Origin of the sequence: Roseibium sediminis, from assembly GCF_008711325.1 — a bacterium.
GTDB lineage: Bacteria > Pseudomonadota > Alphaproteobacteria > Rhizobiales > Stappiaceae > Roseibium > Roseibium sediminis.
In genome coordinates this window covers 120916-135876 of sequence record NZ_VXDB01000004.1, presented here as the reverse complement: position 1 = coordinate 135876, position 14961 = coordinate 120916, and the positions used below count along the sequence as shown (strand labels likewise).

The window sequence follows — 14961 nt, the reverse complement described above, 5'->3', positions numbered from 1 at the left end:
ATTTTTGATACACCACACCCGCCGGAAGGTGCTTCACGCAGCGGCATTTCGAATTAGCAATTGGGAGCATTGCCCTTGAAATCGAGGCCAAAGCACATGTCTGGTCAGAATTTGCATTCGCCCACCTCCTCGCGCTCTGCCCGGCACCAGGGTGGAATATGCCAATGCCATCACCGTCCGCCGAGGGCGCTTGCTAAAATTCCGGAGCATACCTTTGACCTTTCGGAAGGCATCAGCCAAGATGCCGCCCGATCAAGCTCGGAGACATCTAAATGAGTGACGGAATTCCTGGTTTTTCCACTTTGGCCATCCACGCTGGTGCACAGCCGGACCCTTCCACCGGTGCGCGGGCAACGCCGATCTACCAGACGACATCCTTCGTCTTTGACGATGTTGACCACGCCGCATCGCTGTTCGGTCTGCAGGCTTTCGGCAACATCTACACCCGCATCACCAACCCCACGACCGCAGTTCTGGAAGAACGCGTTGCAGCGCTGGAAGGCGGCACGGCTGCCCTCGCCGTCGCGTCCGGACACTCCGCACAGCTCCTGTGCTTCCACACCATGATGCAGCCGGGCGATAATATCGTCGCGGCCAACAAACTTTACGGCGGATCGATCAACCAGCTGAAGCACTCCTTCAAGAGCTTCGGCTGGAACGTGAAGTGGGCAGACCCGTCCGATCTCAGCACGTTCGAAGCTGCAATCGACGAGAACACCAAGGCCATCTTCATTGAAAGCCTCGCCAATCCGGGCGGTGTGGTGACCGACATCGAGGGAATCAGTGCCATTGCAAAGGCAAAGGGCATTCCGCTTGTTGTCGACAACACGATGGCGACACCCTACCTCTGCCGCCCGATCGAACATGGTGCGGACATTGTGCTGCATTCGCTGACCAAGTTCATGGGAGGCCACGGCACGTCCATGGGCGGTGTGATCGTGGATGGCGGGTCCTTCAACTGGTCTGCCAATGACCGCTATCCCCTGCTCTCAAAGCCGCGCGACGAGTATCATGGCCTCGTGATCCACGAGACCTTCGGTAATTTCGGTTTTGCGATTGCTTGCCGCGTCCTTGGCCTGCGTGACCTTGGCCCGGCCATCTCGCCATTCAACTCCTTCATGATCCTGAATGGCATCGAAACCCTGCCGCTGCGTATGCAGCGCCATTGCGACAACGCCCTTGCCGTTGCCAAGCACCTGCAGGCGCATCCAAAAGTGAAGTGGGTGTCCTATGCCGGCCTTGAGAGTGATGCGCACCATGGCCTGCAGCAGAAATACATGCCGAAAGGCGCCGGCGCCGTGTTCACCTTCGGTGTCGAAGGCGGGTACGAGGCTGGTGTGAAGATGGTGTCGAATACCCAGCTCTTCTCCCATCTTGCCAATATCGGTGACACACGCAGCCTGATCATCCATCCAGCTTCGACTACGCACCGCCAGCTGGAAGACGATCACAAGGTCGCCGCCGGTGCGGGCCCAGATGTGGTTCGTGTTTCAGTCGGCCTCGAAGATGTCGCGGATATCATTGCCGATCTGGATCAGGCATTGGCGTCAAGCTAAGTGCAGCTTTGAAATCCAAAAAAGCAAAAAGCCCGGAATCACTTGTCCGGGCTTTTTCATTTTCTACTGTAATTTTTATCGAACCGGATAGCTGCCCTTCAGCGCCACCAGATAGTCGATGCTGGCGGCGAGAACGAACACTGCAAATCCCTGATGCACGAGAGCGATGCTGAGCGGTACGTTCCAGATCAGTGTCAGGATACCAAACAGAACCTGCAGGCCGATGAAGCCGACCAGATGCCAGGCCGGTCGCATGACATGCATCCGTCCCGAAACCCGCAGAGACTTCCAGGCGAGCAACCCGACAGCAACGACCAACGCATAGGCGACCATCCGGTGCTGGAATTGCACCATCTTCACGTTCTCGAACATGTTGATCCACCAGGGATCCATCACGAACAGACGTTCGGGGATGATGGCTCCGTCCATCAGCGGCCAGGTATTGAAGGTGAAGCCGGCGTTGAGGCCCGCCACCAGACCTCCAAGGAAGAGCTGCAGGAACACGAGCGCCAGAAACGCCCAACCTACCGTCAAAAGGCCCCTCCGCTCGCTTTCAGTTGCCGCTTCCCGAGGCGCCAAGCGCCGTGCAATCCAGAACAGATAGGCGAATATGAAAAACGCGAGTGTGAGATGGGTCGCCAAGCGGTACTGGCTGACATCGGTTCGCTCGACAAGGCCGGAGGCAACCATCCACCAGCCAACCGCGCCTTGAAGACCACCAAGGAAAAGACCGAAAACAAGCCTTGGCTTCAACCAGGGCTCCAGCCGCCCCTGCGCCCAGAACACGACCATCGGGATGAAGAAGGCGACGCCGATGAAACGCCCCAGCAGCCTGTGACCCCACTCCCACCAGAAGATGAACTTGAACTCCTCAAGGCTCATCCCCTTGTTGATCAGCTGGTATTCCGGAATCTGGCGGTATTTCTCAAGCTCTTCTTCCCACTCGGCTTCGCTCAGCGGCGGGATGACGCCATGGATGGGCTTCCACTCGGTGATGGACAGGCCCGACTCCGTGAGCCGGGTCGCGCCACCGACCACAACCATCGCAAGGATGAGCGCGCAAACCGCATAGAGCCACCAGCGGATCAGGGTTCTGTTGCGCTGAATATCGGATGCAGCAATGCCTGCAGTGACTGAAGTATGTTCAGAAGTCGTTGTCATGCGCGTCCCGGATTTGACCTTTGACCGGGTGAGATATAGGTGCACAGGGAAATCGGCAAGTCGTCAGCCTGCGTTTGCGACACTTGACCGCTGGGAAATGGCCATTTGCGCGAGGAACACAGGCATGCCTTCACTCAGGAAATTCATCGGCATGGTGCTGCTGGTGGTCTTTGTCATCAGCTACGCCTTCATCGCCATGGTGGTTGGCGACATGACGCTGCAGACAGCCGATGGATGGGTGGTGTTTGCCTATTTCGCCGTTGCCGGTCTGGCGTGGGTCATTCCGGCCGGGGCCATCATCTGGTGGATGGAAAGAGGCGGGAAAAAGACGACTTGATCCCGAACCCGCCCGCAAGCCAGTTGGCGGCCTTGTAGAGCGCAAATGGCGCGCCTGTAAGATACTGGTCGAGAATATCGCTGGTCTGGTAGAGGCCGTTCAGTGAAATGCGCGGCAGTTTCATCGGGGTCCGCGCACTGGCCGAGTTCAGGACTCCCGGGAACGTCGTCAGCGCAGACGAGAAACCGGACCGTTCGAGATAGTCGGCATCCCGATCGCAGACTGAGAACGCCTTTCCATAAGGATAGGCGAAATGCCTTGGCCGCAGCCCCAGTTCCTGCTCAATGCGCTGCATGCCCTTGTCGATATCGGCCCAGGCATCGCCCTCGGACAAGCGCGCCAATGCAAAGTGGTCATGGGTGTGCGCCCCGATCGTGACCAAAGGATCAGCGGCCAGTTCGCGCAGCTCATCCCATGTCATCATGTATTCATTGGCAAGCGCACCAAGATCCAGACCATAACGTTCAGCCAGCGCCCGAGTGATCGCACGTTGATCCGGCTCCTGAACATCCTTGCCCAGAATATCCATCAGACGGTCGAAGCACCGATTTTTCTCTTCCGGCGTTGCGCAACTTATGGGCCCTTCCCCGCTCTGTCCGCTGATAACCAACTCGCTGTTTTCCGCAACAAGGCGCTCGATTGCCACCCACCAGAGTTCACTGGTGCGATCAATCAGTCCGCTGGTAACGAAAACAGAGAAAGGCGCGTCCAGCTCCTTCAGGACCGGATAGGCAACTTCAAGATTATCCCGGTAGCCATCGTCAAAGGTCAGAACAGCATATCTCTTGCTACCGTAGCCGGTCTTCAGCTGATCCACTGCTTCATCAAGATGCAGGATCTCGTAGCCCTTTTCGCGAATTCGGTTGACCGAAAAGCGCAGAAACTCTGGCGTAATGGAGAGATGGGCATTCGGCCGAAAGGCGTTGTCGGATGCCGGGCGCACGTGATGCATCATGAAAACGGCACCACAGCCTTGGGTGACAGGAGCCAAAAAACGGCCAAGACCGCTGACATTCAGCAGTTTTAAGCCGCTTTTAAACACCCTGTGGCGTCTGTCCATCTCGCTCACCCGATAATCTCTGGGGTATCCTATGATACTGAATGTTTAACAATTATTGCTACTTCTGGCGATGAATTCGCCTTGGTAACACCTCACGTCGAAACGCGGCAAGGCCCCCGGGACCGAAGGGGCAAATATCCATCGCTTATGTACACCTCAATTGTAACCGGGGCAAAGTTTGACAAGCTTCCAGATCAGGATTGAACAGAGCGTTGAGGCAGCGACCGGCTATTGGGGCGCTCTTTCCGGCGATGCGCTACTTTCTCCCTATCAGTCAGTAGGATGGTGTTTATCCTACACGGCAGCTGCCCGCAAGTCCAAGGTACCGGAATGCAGGATAGCAGTCATCCTGCAGGAGGGCACAGTTGTTGGACTCCTGCCTTTTCAACTGACACGTCGCATGGGCATCCGCGAACTAAGCTTTCTCGGAGCAGATAAAGGAAACCAGAATACGGGCGTGTGGGCGAAGAATTTCTATCAGGAAATGACCGGAGAAACCGCGCAACGGCTGCTTGCGGACATCGCGCAGCACACAGGTGCGAACCTGATATCGCTTCAAAATATCCCAGACACGTGGCACGAGCGCCAACACCCTCTTCTTCTTGAGACCGCGACACAAAGCCCCAGCATGATCTTTGTCGGCGAAGTGACCGACGATTTCGACGCATTTTTCAAAGCGACACAGAGCAAGGCGACACGCAAGAAGCTTCAGCGCAAGAAACGGGCACTGGAAGAGGCTGGTGGATACAGGGTGCGACTTGGCTCAACCCCGAGCGAGACGAACGCCATTCTGGATATCTTCCTCGACCAGAGAGCACGCCGGGAGAGCCTGACCGGTATTCCGAATGCCTTTTCGGATGAGGCATCGCAGGAATTTTTGAAGACCCTTGCCTCAATCGATCAGGAAGGACTCACATTTCAGGCATGGGCCTTGGATGTCGCCGACGAACCGCGCGCAACCTACCTGTGCCTTCGTCAAGGCGACACTCTGTTTGGGTACGCCAACAGCCTTGCTCATGACGAGTTCTTTCCGCAAAGCCCCGGTATCGTCTTGCTGATGGAAATCATCCGATACGCGTGTGCTGATCCTGCCATCCGGTTTCTCGACCTCGGACTTGGCGATGAAAGATACAAACATGGCTGGACCGAACCGGCCTCTCTGTCCGACTGTTATCTCGCCGTGTCTGCCAAGGGGAAAGCTGTGGCTGCACTCGACCGTGCCAAGACCCGCCTGAAGACGAGAGTTCGCAATTCCCCGACCCTTTGGTCAGGCATTCGCAAGGCGCGGCGCCTCATGGCACGCGGGCACGATCAGGCCTCTTGACACTGTGGCCAATCCAGCACTCGACGATGAAAATCAGGCAGCGTATCCGGGGCCGCGTCCACGACCGCTGGCCTTCTTCGGCTGATACAGAATGTCGACCTTGTTGCCCGTGTTCAGTTTCAGCACCTTCGCGGCATCGGAAAGATCCTGCGCATACTCATCAGAGCTTGCACCGATGATCACCTGCTCGGCAAAGCCAAGGATGTTGGCGCTGGCCTGAGACCCGTCGATCGCCCCGAGATCAATGACAACGACATCATGTGTCTTGGCCAGAGCCTCAAGCGCCCGACCGAACCGTTCGTCCTTTGCCATTTCATCGGTGATCGGCACTGTCCCCGCCTCGATGATGTGGGCATTGGTTTTGGAATCCCGGTAGATCACCTTCGAAAACACTTCCTCACCGGCCACCAGATCGGAGAAGCCCGGCGCTCCATCGGGATCGATGTCTTCCGGGAAGACCTCGACAAAGACCGCTGACCTGCCGGCCATTGCGGCAGAGCGAGCCAATTCGAAGGCTACCGCGTGTGAAACATCAGGCTCATCAACGCTCAAGACAACATAACGTCCATTGATCTCGTGGCCTTCGGGAAGGACGTATTCATCCTTCTTGCGGGTCGGCTTCGGACCGGCAGCCATCATTTCGTCAGCAGCTTTCAGGGCGGCAGCCATACCACTCAGTTTGCCATTATCCTGTGCGGCCTCGGATTGCGGCTTCAGGTCAGAGACATGGCTTTCAGCGCGATCGCCCCGCTGGGGCGACAAATCGTAGTTGCTGGCAGAATAGAACCCGTATCCGGTCGGCGCGAACGCACTGTCCCTTGCGGATGCTCCTTCTCGTGACGGTGCTCTTCGTCTGGAGCGATCATCACGGCGCTCGTCTTCCTCGATCCATTGGCGAACAACTTCGGGCGGCTCGGACGAACGTGCCCCACGGTGGCCACCGTAGGAAACCTGACGGACGGCGCGGCCGGACAGAAACTCGCGCATCAATACCAATGTGCAGCCAAGCAGGAACGTGATGAGGGCGGCGATGACCGTGGTTGCAAATACCTTGGGTGTATAAGCCTCGACCGGGACGCGGGCCCGGGAAATGATCCGCGCATCTGCAGGCAGAACCTGTGACCGCAACCGGGTGTCAGCCTCACGGAACTTTGCCATGACTGATTCAAGCTGCGATGCCTTGGCATTTGCCACGCGTTGCAGTTCGCTCAGGCGCACCAGATCGTCGTTCGATTTCGCAGCTTCCTGCTTGAGCTCGTTCAGCCGCGTTTCAAGCGCCCTCGCCTGCTGACTGGCAACCTTTGCATTGTTTTCCAATCCCTGCAGCACCTTGCGAGCCTCGGACCTGATCTGGCGATCATAGTCGCTGAGCTGCGAGTTCAGGGCGCGCAGCTGCGGATGGTTCGGCAGCAGCGTGATGGAGAGTTCCGCGATATTCGACTGAATGGCAACCTGACGCTCGCGCAGACGCTGGATCAACGGGGATTCCAGAACTTCCGAAGCCGTCTCAAGCGACCCGCCGGAATTCAGAAGTTCGCGAATGAGGTCTGCCTTTGCCTGTGCTTCTGCCTTGGAGGCCTGAGCTGAAGAATATTCGCTGCTGATCTCGGCGAGCTGTGACTGGGCCAGCGGCACGTTGTCGGTGCCGATCAGGAGATCGGCCTGAGCACGGAAATCCTCGACGGCCTGCTGAGCTACCCGGACCTCATCTTCCAGCTGGGCAATCTGCGGTTCCAGAGAAGATGCTGCCACTTCCGTTGTTTCACGCTTCGCCGATGACTGCAGCGCGATGTACTCATCCAGGATGGTGTTGGCAACGAGCGCTGCAAGCTGAGGGTCTTCAGCGGAATATTCGACCGCAATGACGCGGGAATCCTCAAGACGATAGATCGCGAGGTTCTCGTAGTAGTGCTTGAGGACACGTTCCTCGACCGTGGAAGGAAGCGGCTGACGATCAAGCCCCGCCTCGATCAGCAGACGATTAAAAAGCTTATCGCTCTTGTCGGCATTGAACTCCTCAATGGAAGCGAGATCCAGCTTGCGGACGACCTTGCGTGCAAGATCGGCTGATTTCAGCAATTGCACCTGGCTGGCAACACCTTCGCTGTCCAGAACCGCACGTTCGACCTCAACACCGCGCGACCCGCCGGGGATCTCCGACTCCTTACTCTCTATAAGAAGACGTGCTTCACCCTTGTATTTGGACGGAACGAACTGGAGAACAAAAAGCGTGCCCATGCAGACAAGCACAATGAGCGGCAACAACCAGAACAACGAGCGGAAAATCGCACGAACGATTCCGCCGAGGTCCAGCGCCATATCAGGATCATAGTCTGCGTTACGCGCAGTGCTCATTGCAAAAACTCCACGAGGTCATCGCAACTATGACGAAATAGGGTAAGCGATCAGTTAAACACCCCCTCCCCGCACTGATTATCGCGTTAATATTTATTGCTGCAATTTTTACGCTAAATTTATCGACCTCAGGCAGACCTTCACCTCCCATTAACCATAGATTGCGATTGTGACTTTGCATCTTTGGAGAGTCTTTAATGTCGTTTCGCGCGTTCCTTGTTTTGGTTGTGTGCGGGCTGCTGACCGCATGCAGCGGATACAAGCGCCCACCCACCGCGTTTCATGAGATCCTTACTCAGCCCTATCAGCTGGACTCCAGCGACAGGCTGCGCATCCTCGTGTTCGGCCAAAACGACCTCTCCAACACCTATACCATTGATCAAGCAGGATATATTTCCTTCCCCCTGATCGGCAGCGTGGCAGCACGCGGCATGACACAGCAAGAGCTGGCAACCGAAATTGCCCGGAAGCTGAAGCAGGGCTACCTGCGTGATCCGGATGTTTCTGTTGAAGTGGATACCTATCGCCCGGTCTTTGTCATGGGTGAGGTGCAAAGCGCGGGCCAATATAACTATGTCCCCGGCATGACGGTGCAGAATGCGATCGCGACTGCAGGTGGTTTCTCGACCCGGGCGCAACAAGCCGATGTCGATGTCACCCGTCAGATCAATGGTGAAATCATAAACGGACGTGTTCCCATTTCGGACCCGATCCGGCCCGGCGACACAATCTACGTGCGAGAACGGTATTTCTGACAAGTATCGGGAATTAACCGGGGACTCATCTGTTTTCGATAATGTGCAGGTAACCAACCCTACAGGTCCAAAAAGAGACCCGAGGGCGGAAACAGGGAACCTGCGCAATGACAACGAACACGCTTCGGATTGTCCATTGTGTCCGATCGCCCATTGGCGGCATCTTTCGCCATATCCGGGACCTGGCCGAATGTCAGGTTGATCAGGGACACGAAGTTGGACTGATCTGCGACAGTTCAACGGGCAGCACATACGACAACGCCTTGCTGGACGAGTTGCGTCCACGGCTGAGCCTTGGCATTGGCCGCTTTCCAATGAAGCGCCAGCTTTCGGTCGCGGATTTCAAGGCCGCACACGCCCTCTATAATCATGTTCGCAACCTTGAGCCCGATGTCCTCCACGGTCATGGCGCCAAGGGTGGCGCCTACAGCCGCATCATCGGATCAATCCTTCGCATGAAGGGACAGGACGTCACGCGTCTCTATTCTCCGCATGGCGGCAGCCTTCATTATGATCCAAACCGGATCGAGGGCCGCGTTTATCACACGCTTGAGCGTCTGTTCAGCCGGATGACCGACGGTCTGGTCTTCGTGTCGGACTATGAAAGGGCAGCCTTCGAGAGCAAGGTCTGCCTCCCGACCGCATCAAGCCGCGTCGTCTATAACGGATTGAAGCCCGAGGAATTTTCGCCTGTTTCAGTTGGTCCTGACGCTGTAGACTTCCTGTTCATCGGCATGTTGCGTGACCTCAAGGGCACGGATCTCTTCATTGAGGCCCTCAACAACATCAAGCTCGCGACAGGCACCGCTCCAACAGCACGTATCGTTGGCGAAGGGCCGGATGAGGACCGCTATCGGCGAATGGTCCATACTTATGGGCTTGAGGAGAAGGTCACCTTTCAAGGCGCCATGCCCTATCGCATGGCCTTGCAGCTTGCAAAGACAGTGGTCGTTCCCTCTCGCGCTGAAGCGATGCCCTATATCGTTCTGGAAACGATCGCCGCAGAACGGCCGCTGATCGCTACCCGTGTCGGCGGCATTCCTGAAGTCTTCGGCAAATACGCCGATCGGCTGGTCGAGCCGGGGCATCTTGGCGGTTTGACCGCTGCCATGCTCCAGGCCTTGTCGAACTCCCAGGACATGGCACGCACCGCCAAGGGGCTACGTTCTTGTCTGGCAGAGACCTTTTCCGCCGATCTCATGAGCGAGCGGATCACGGATCTCTACAAGGAGCTCAGGGGTCATCCCGTTCCCAGCAATGACGCTCGTACAGATAAAGCGGTCGATGACGTCGCATCGCATACACAATCCTATTTCGCCAAAACACGACAAATCCGATGACCATTTCAGCCCGCGAAATACTCGATCAAAAAGCACCACCGCCGGCCCCCAACCCCGCGCTGGCCCTCCAGCGCAGGCTGCAGGCGAGTGTTGAAAACCCGTCATGGAAAACCGGAAACGTCGACCCGGAGGTTGATCACCTCCTTTCGCCGGAGGCGCAGGAAATTGCGGATTCGCTTCGCGACGACGGCATTTCTGTGCAGGTTCTGGCAGGCACGGTACGCTTTACCGACCTTTGCATTCTTGTATTTGGTGCTCTTGGATCCGGCATCAGCTACTTGGATGTCATTGGAACGGATCTGCGGCTCGCCAGCGTGATTGCCATTACCACGCTCTTGGCTCTGGCATTCATGCAGGCTGCGGATGCCTATCAGGTGTCGGTGATGCGCCAAAGTGTTTCGCAGCTGGGCCGTGTTCTGGCCGCGGTTGCCTTGGCTTTCGGTACGATGATCGGCCTGCACACAACAACACCGTTTGGCGAAGTCGCGTCACTTGACTGGATTGGGTTCTGGTTCATGGTCACCGCGATCGGCATGACGTTGTTCCGGACCGGAGTCTATTTCTGCGTGCGCCACTGGATGACGCAGGGACGCCTCGAGCGCCGCGCTGTCATTGTGGGCGGAGGCACGGCGGCAGCAGAACTGATCCACGAGCTGGAAGCCCAGAGCGACAACGATATCCGCATTTGCGGCATCTTCGATGATCGCGCCAATGACCGGTCCCCTCCCGTCGTTGCAGGCTATCCCAAGCTTGGAAACATCAACTCTCTCATCGAGTTTGCTCGCCGCGCTCGGGTCGACATGCTGATCGTCTGCATTCCGCTGCGCGCCGAACAGCGCGTCCTGCAGCTGCTTGCCAAACTCTGGATTCTCCCGGTCGACATTCGCCTGTCAGCCCACACAGACAAAGCGCGGTTCCGTAGCCGTGGCGCATCGTTCATCGGCACGGTTCCCTTTGTCGACATGGTGGACAAACCCATCGCCGACTGGGACGGCGTAGCCAAACGGGTGTTCGACCTCTTCTTTGCCACACTGGCGCTTGTCGCACTCACCCCCGTGATGATCGGGACGGCCATTGCGATCAAGCTGAACAGCAAGGGACCGATCCTGTTCCGCCAGAAGCGCTACGGCTTCAACAACGAGATCGTTGAAGTTCTGAAGTTCCGCTCGATGTATACCGAGTTGGCCGATCCGGATGCCAAGAAGGTCGTGACGAAGAACGATCCTCGCGTCACGAGCGTCGGCCGGTTCATCCGCAAGACCTCGATTGACGAGCTGCCGCAACTCTTCAACGTGCTGGCTGGCAGCCTGTCGCTCGTCGGCCCCCGCCCCCACGCCGTCAATGCCCATACGGACAACAAGACCTGGGATGAAGTGGTTGACGGCTACTTTGCCCGCCACAAGGTGAAGCCCGGTGTGACCGGATGGGCGCAGATCAATGGCTGGCGCGGTGAAGTGGACACCCCGGAGAAGATCCAGAAGCGTGTCGAGTGCGACGTCTATTACATCGAGAACTGGTCGATCCTGTTTGACCTCAAGATCCTCCTGATGACGCCGTTCAAGCTCCTGAACACGGAGAACGCGTATTGACCCTTGCGGCCGAAACATATGGCACCCGCCATCCGGGTGACCCCGGCTACTTCGTTTCGACCTATGCGCTTGGAAACGGCGCGCTTTGGCTTGCCATTTTCCTTTCCGGTTTCGTTATTCGCGAACCTGCTCCCTATGAGCTGTATCTGGTCTTTCTCTCCGTTGTCTGGCTAGCCTGTGGCTTGAGACTGCGACGCGAGTTCGGACCGCTTATCGTCTGCATGATGCTCTATACGACGGGCGGGATTGCAGCAGCGCCATTGGCGAGGGAGTTCGGAGATGCAGTCATCTACATCGCGGTGACCGGCTTTCTGGCAGTTACATCGATCTTCTATGCCGCCATTCTGGCCGAAACGCCGAAACGGTACCGAACCATCCAGACAGCCTTGCTGGCCAGCAGCGTATTTGTGGCGCTGGCAGGGATTGCAGGCTATTTCAACCTCTTCCCCGGCGCCGACTTCTTCACTCTCTATGGCCGCGCACGCGGCACATTTGAGGACCCGAACGTGTTCGGACCGTTTCTGGTGCTGCCGATCCTCATCCTGATGCAGGACTTTTTCCGCCGGCCGATCCACTTTAATGGCGCGGCCCTCTTGCTGCTGCCAGTGCTGGTCCTCGCCCTCTTTCTCAGCTTTTCACGCGGGGCCTGGGGAGCTCTGGTCGCTGCCAGTATCATCTTGTATTTTCTTTCGCTGGGAGCAGAACGCCACCCCGGACGCCGGGCGCGGCTTGTCGGCATCGGGCTATTGGGCATTTTCGCCGCGGTAGGCCTGCTGGCCATAGCGCTTTCAATCGACAGCGTTGCAGACATGTTCCAGCAACGCGCGAAACTCGTTCAGGAGTATGACGGTGCCCGTCTTGGTCGCTTTGCCCGCTATGCGCTTGGCTTTGAACTGGTGATGGAAAGACCGCTGGGGCTCGGCGCGCTGGAGTTCAACAAGTATTTTCCCGAGGACGAACACAACGTCTATCTGAAGGGGTTCACCACCTATGGCTGGCTGGGCGGTGTCGTCTACATCATCATGGCTATCTGGACCGTGCGCTCCTTGCTCGGCGTCGTCTTCAAGGCGCGCCCCTGGGCCCCCTTTGCTCAATGCGTCTTTGCCGCTCTGGTCGCTCACCTGCTGCTGAGCTTCGTGATCGACACCGACCACTGGCGCCACATGTATATGCTCTACGGTCTTGCCTGGGGCCTGATCGCTGCGGACAAACTGGAAATACGCAGACGCCATCAGGGGATAATCTCCCCCGGCCACTGATTTAGCGGCTTGCGAAGGCGAAGCGAACGCGATAGGTAGGAGCCGTTCGGGCAGTAGCGCAGCCTGGTAGCGCACTTCACTGGGGGTGAAGGGGTCGTCGGTTCAAATCCGGCCTGCCCGACCATCTTGCGGACATCGCTCCGCCTTCCCCCACTTCATATCCTCGAATTTTTTCGCAAATTTTCCGACCGGTTGACTGATGACCGGCAAAGGCTGTTTGTTGCCAGCCTTTTCCTTCGAAATCCGGCATTTGGCAGCCCGCTTGAGCGGTGCAGATTCCCCTGTTGAAAGTACCTACTGTTGAAATACACCCCGTCTACAACAGGAGTGCCGTAGCGCCATCTAAGCACTTGCGCTTAACTGTTGAAGCATTCTGTAGTTTCCTCTTTCGGAAAGCATTCAACTGTATCGCTCCGGGCCCAAGGCTCCGGAGCTTTTTTCCGACCGTTATCTCATCGGCTTTGCGGAGGGCTGGTCTGAACCACGCATCTTGACCAAGAGGGATCATGGCCGAGACGACGCGTAGCAACGGCAGTCCCGATCAGGCCGCCCTGTCGCGACTTTCCTTGACCTTACCCAAAAACTCGGAAAGCCAGGCAACCTCACGGAAATAGACATCCATGCTCAGGGAGGCCAGTTCCATCAGGAGGGCTTGCGGATTTTCGTTCTGAAATCCTGTTCTCTCCAGGAACTCACGATAATCTTTCTGGAGTGTTCGCGGTACTTGCATGCTGCCCTCTACTCACTCGGTTCTGGTTCAGGCATCTTGGATACACACTACTTGGACGCGACTTGGAGCCTAAGCCTGCAACCGGTTTTGCCCTTATTGTCAAAACTTGCAATTCCCTCAGTATCCCCACTTTTTATCCACAGCCTTCTCTCTTGCCGTGCATTTCCGTATTTTTGCAATTTACACGCGCTTTTTCCTCGTCCTGCAACACGTTAGCTTCAGCAGAATTTCCCAAATCGGAGACATTATGTCCGAGTCCCAGAATGCCGGATTTGACCCGCTCTCACAGAGTTTTGCGCAAGATCCGTACTCCCATTACGCCAAGCTGCGCGCCATTCCCGGCCTGACCTATTATCCGTTCTTCGACATTTGGCTTGCGGCCCGATTTGAGGATGTGACGCGGATCATTACCGATCCTGTCATGGTGCGTTCAATGGCGCACATAGCAACTCCTGACGAGATTGAGACGCAGCGCCGGGCCGGAAACTGGCATGACATGCCGCATCATTCCCGCTTTGTGCAATTTTCACTACTTGACAGCGATGGAGCGATTCACGACCGACTTCGCAAGCAGGTATTCAAGCTGTTTACGCCGGTCATGGTGGGTAATCTCCGACCGGAAATCGAGGCACATGTCAGCGATCTCGTCGACAAGCTGGCCGAGCGCGAGGAATTCGACTTTATCGAAGATCTGGCGGCCCAGGTACCTGGGCATGTGATTGGCCGTATCATCGGTGTTCCCGATGAGGATTGTCCGCAACTTCGGATCTGGTCGGAAAACATTGTCCAGTTTTTCGACATTGACCGGAGCGACGAGCGCAAGGCGTTGGCGGAACGCAACACCACCGAATTCTATCATTACCTCACAGACCTCAAGCACGAGCGTGAGAAGGCACCCAGGGACGACCTCATTTCGCTGATGATCGAAGCCGAACGGCGCGGGGACATGAACGAGGATGAGTTCATCTCCACGGCCATGCTCATCCTGATGGCAGGGCATGGCTCGACCATTGATGTGCTGGGCAGCGGCATGCATGCTCTGCTCAGGTTTCCAGACCAGATGAAGCGCCTGCGCGAGGACCGCAGCCTGATGAAAACGGCTGTGCAGGAGATGTTCCGGTATGAATCGCCCCTGCCCTTCTTCCACCGCTACTCGACCGAAGACGTCGAAGTGGCCGGACAGAACTACCCGGCGAGAACGAAGTTCGGCGTGCTTTATGGTTCCGCCAATCGCGATCCGAAACAGTTCCCGGATGCAGACACGTTCGATGTCGGCAGGACACCCAACTGGCACTCAGCCTTTGGCCGCGGGGCGCATTTTTGCCTCGGCAATCACCTCGCCCGACTCGACATGGACATCGTCTTCACCACCCTGTTTGACCGATTCAGCACAATTGAGCTGGCGGAAGACGATCCCGTCTACAAGCGCGGCCTTTCCGTGCGAGGACCAGAGCGGCTTATGGTACGAATGAGCTGACCGACCAAGTTTTTAGCC

Annotated in this window: 12 protein-coding genes and 1 tRNA gene; 9 read left to right on the top strand and 4 right to left on the bottom strand. The window is 57.0% G+C overall.

All coding sequences use genetic code 11. The features are described from left to right. Positions 1 to 272 precede the first annotated feature (272 nt). On the top strand, positions 273 to 1556 hold the full coding sequence (locus tag F0155_RS05575) for an O-acetylhomoserine aminocarboxypropyltransferase (RefSeq protein ID WP_150523498.1): 1284 nt from the start codon (positions 273 to 275) through the stop codon (positions 1554 to 1556). A 75-nt stretch (positions 1557 to 1631) separates the two neighbouring features. Here F0155_RS05575 and F0155_RS05570 read toward each other — a convergent pair whose 3' ends face one another. Next, positions 1632 to 2717 carry a COX15/CtaA family protein gene (locus F0155_RS05570; RefSeq protein ID WP_150523497.1) on the bottom strand — a complete coding sequence of 362 codons (1086 nt, stop codon included), beginning with the start codon at positions 2715 to 2717 and terminating at the stop codon, positions 1632 to 1634. 124 nt (positions 2718 to 2841) lie between these two features. Between F0155_RS05570 and F0155_RS05565 the strand changes: the two genes are divergently transcribed. Beyond that, entirely contained in the window at positions 2842 to 3054 is a 213-nt protein-coding gene (locus F0155_RS05565) for a DUF2842 domain-containing protein (protein ID WP_150523496.1), read from the top strand. Here the strand turns inward: F0155_RS05565 and F0155_RS05560 are convergent. Beyond that, positions 3014 to 4009 (bottom strand): polysaccharide deacetylase family protein, encoded by a 996-nt coding sequence (locus F0155_RS05560; RefSeq protein WP_208999147.1) that lies wholly within the window; start codon positions 4007 to 4009, stop codon positions 3014 to 3016. The two genes, F0155_RS05565 and F0155_RS05560, sit on opposite strands and share 41 nt — an antisense overlap. 283 nt (positions 4010 to 4292) lie before the next feature. On the opposite strand from F0155_RS05560, the gene F0155_RS05555 reads away from it, so the two are divergent. Continuing rightward, positions 4293 to 5438 (top strand): GNAT family N-acetyltransferase, encoded by a 1146-nt coding sequence (locus F0155_RS05555; RefSeq protein ID WP_150523494.1) that lies wholly within the window; start codon positions 4293 to 4295, stop codon positions 5436 to 5438. 33 nt (positions 5439 to 5471) lie between these two features. Here the strand turns inward: F0155_RS05555 and F0155_RS05550 are convergent, their stop codons facing one another. Beyond that, positions 5472 to 7793 (bottom strand): exopolysaccharide transport family protein, encoded by a 2322-nt coding sequence (locus F0155_RS05550; RefSeq protein ID WP_150523493.1) that lies wholly within the window; start codon positions 7791 to 7793, stop codon positions 5472 to 5474. A gap of 197 nt (positions 7794 to 7990) precedes the next feature. Between F0155_RS05550 and F0155_RS05545 the strand changes: the two genes are divergently transcribed. The 5 genes from F0155_RS05545 to F0155_RS05525 all read left to right on the top strand — a co-directional run bounded on the left by F0155_RS05545 (position 7991) and on the right by F0155_RS05525 (position 12860). After that, on the top strand, positions 7991 to 8548 hold the full coding sequence (locus F0155_RS05545) for a polysaccharide biosynthesis/export family protein (RefSeq protein ID WP_150523492.1): 558 nt from the start codon (positions 7991 to 7993) through the stop codon (positions 8546 to 8548). A gap of 107 nt (positions 8549 to 8655) precedes the next feature. Next, positions 8656 to 9888, top strand: a complete 1233-nt coding sequence (locus F0155_RS05540) for a glycosyltransferase family 4 protein (RefSeq protein WP_150523491.1) — start codon at positions 8656 to 8658, stop codon at positions 9886 to 9888. Next, positions 9885 to 11477, top strand: a complete 1593-nt coding sequence (locus tag F0155_RS05535; RefSeq protein WP_150523490.1) for an undecaprenyl-phosphate glucose phosphotransferase — start codon at positions 9885 to 9887, stop codon at positions 11475 to 11477. Before F0155_RS05540 ends, F0155_RS05535 begins: the two co-directional genes overlap by 4 nt. Further along, entirely contained in the window at positions 11474 to 12736 is a 1263-nt protein-coding gene (locus F0155_RS05530; protein ID WP_150523489.1) for an O-antigen ligase family protein, read from the top strand. The genes F0155_RS05535 and F0155_RS05530 overlap by 4 nt, the downstream gene beginning before the upstream one ends. Before the next feature lie 47 nt (positions 12737 to 12783). Beyond that, positions 12784 to 12860: transfer RNA gene (locus tag F0155_RS05525), tRNA-Pro, on the top strand. 417 nt (positions 12861 to 13277) lie between these two features. Here F0155_RS05525 and F0155_RS05520 read toward each other — a convergent pair. Then, the gene (locus tag F0155_RS05520; RefSeq protein ID WP_150523488.1) at positions 13278 to 13466 is read right to left on the bottom strand and encodes a hypothetical protein; all 189 of its coding nucleotides are present in this window, start codon (positions 13464 to 13466) and stop codon (positions 13278 to 13280) included. Positions 13467 to 13713: 247 nt separating this feature from the next. On the opposite strand from F0155_RS05520, the gene F0155_RS05515 reads away from it, so the two are divergent. Beyond that, entirely contained in the window at positions 13714 to 14943 is a 1230-nt protein-coding gene (locus F0155_RS05515; RefSeq protein ID WP_150523487.1) for a cytochrome P450, read from the top strand. The last annotated feature ends 18 nt before the right edge of the window (positions 14944 to 14961 follow it).